This window comes from Pseudomonas morbosilactucae (assembly GCF_023241715.1).
GTDB classification, from domain to species: Bacteria; Pseudomonadota; Gammaproteobacteria; order Pseudomonadales; family Pseudomonadaceae; genus Aquipseudomonas; species Aquipseudomonas morbosilactucae.
This window is the reverse complement of the sequence record NZ_JALQCW010000154.1, coordinates 1-2,177: the sequence shown is the minus strand read 5'-3', so window position 1 is coordinate 2,177 and position 2,177 is coordinate 1. Positions and strand designations below refer to the sequence as shown.

Genomic DNA, 2,177 nt, shown 5'->3' with positions numbered 1-2,177 from the left:
AGCCGGCTCCTACAGGTGGGGGCGTCGGTGAGACGGGGTTGGGTCTGACGTGTTGGGGAGGATGTCGTGTAGGAGCTGGCTTGCAGCGATGGCGGGTTTAAGGGCGCTGCAAGCGTCAAGTTGCGAGCTTCAAGGGGCCCATCGCTGGCAAGCCGGCTCCTACAGGTGGGGCGGTGTTGGGGGTGGTGCTCAGGCAGCAATGACTGCTGCCTGGGCAACACCGGGGCAGCAATCAGAAGTCGTAGCTGACGCTGGTGTAGTAGAACGCGCCTTGTGCGCCTTCCGGGCTGGTGGTGGAGTATTTGGGCACGCCGTATAGCTGGGTGCCGGCGGATTTGTCCGGGCGGCTGTCGAGCAGGTTGATCGCGCCCACCGAGACTTTCAGGTGCTTGTCAAAGGTGTAGGACAGGTCCACATCGGTCACCCATTGCGCGCTGTAGGTCTGGTCCAGGTTGGGGTTCACGGCGTTCAGGCTTTTCCACTGGCCATAGCGGCGCTGGGCCACGGTCACGCCCCAGCCCTCATACAGCCAGTTGGCGCTCAGGGTCAGTTTGTTCTTCGGCGTGCCGTCCTCGATCAGGCCCTGGGTGGTGCGGCCGACAATCTGCGAGCCCTTGATACCGCCCACGTCCCGCAGTTCGGTGATTTGGGTGTTGTTTTGGCTGAAGCCTGTGCTCAGGTTCAAGCGCCCCCATTGCTGCAGGTCCCACTGGTAGTTGCCGGTCAGTTCGACGCCATCGGTACGGGTATCGGCGACGTTGGTGTAGAAGGCCGCGCTCTGGATGTTGGCGTAAGGGGTGCCGGCAAAGATCGGCGCGACCACCGCCGACGGCAGCTGGTCGGAGAGGGTGATGCGGTTATCGATGTTGATCCGGTACGCATCCAGGGTCAGCGAGGCATTGGGCAGCGGACGCCAGACCAGGCCCAGGGAGTAGTTGGTGGACTCCTCGGGCTTGAGCGCCTTGCCGCCCAGCAACGCGGCTTCCGGGCTGTCGGCGCGCAAGGTGCGTTGTTGCACCTCGACGTAGTTGCCACTGCCTGGCGGCTGCTCCACCACCTGCACGCTGAACGAGGACAGCCCGCTCTGCACCAGGGATGGCGCCCGGTAGCCGGTGCTGGCGGTGGCGCGGGCGGCGATTTGCGGGGTGAAGTCGTAACGCAGCGAGAGCTTGCCGTTGGTGGTGTCGCCGAAGTCCGAGTAGTGCTCGGTACGCACCGCCACGCCGGCCTGGAATTTCTCGGTGACCTGGCCTTCCACATCGACGTAGGCCCCCAGCACCTTGCGGTCCAGGGACGCTGCGTCCACCTGGGTGATGCCCGAGTAGTAGCCCGGGATCCTGCGGCCGGTCACTGGGTCGATGGTGTTGAACAACGGGCCGTTCTGCCAGCCGGCGGCTTCACCGGCACTCAGTTCGTAGTTCTCCTGGCGCCAGGCCAGGCCGGCGGACAGGGTCAGGGGCTTGAACAACAGGTCGGTGGGGAAGTCGCGGACCCAGTCCAGGGTCAGGTTGGTCTGGTCGCTTCGCGCTTGCCGGTGTAGATCTTCGACGGACTGGCATCGCCCAGCTGGGGTTGATGGCGTTGCGATCGACCGACTCCAGTCGGTTGATGCCGTGGTTCAGGGCCAGGTCGAACTTGCCCAGTTGCTCGTCCTCGTACCGCAGGCCACCGGTGGCGGCATAGTCTTGCAGGGTGTAGCGGGTGATCGGCACACGCCCGTCAGGGTAGCGTTGCAGGGCATCGCTGCCGTAGTTGTTGCGCAGGGTGGTGGGCGGGTCGAAGAAGTTCTCGGCGTCGGTGTTCTTGTGGGCGTAGGTGGCAAAACCGTAGGCGGTGAGCCCCTCGCTGAGGCCGAACTCGCTGTTGGCGACGACGTTGTATTGGTCCGAGACATTGCCCGAGCCCCAGCGCCAGGTGCGGTAGCGGTTGTTCTGCTCGCGGGGCGTGTTGATGCTGGTGGAGCCGGGGTAGAAGATCCGGTTGTCCGGGTTGGTGTCGCTGGCCGGGTCCTGGCTGCCCGCATCGAAGCTCAGGGTCAGGAAGCCGTCGTTGGGCAGGGCAAAGCCTTTCCAGCCGCTGAGTTTGCGCTGGATGCCGTCGCCCTTGTCGTAGCCGCCGAAGCGGTAGCCCAGGTTGCCGCCGTCGTCCTTTTCCTTGAGCACGATATTGATCACCCC

General features: G+C 64.6%; 1 pseudogene. It reads right to left on the bottom strand.

Annotation, left to right across the window (positions count from 1 at the left end):
- Window positions 1-232: 232 nt before the first annotated feature.
- Window positions 233-2,177: pseudogene (locus M1B34_RS33645) on the bottom strand (TonB-dependent receptor domain-containing protein); the annotation flags it as partial.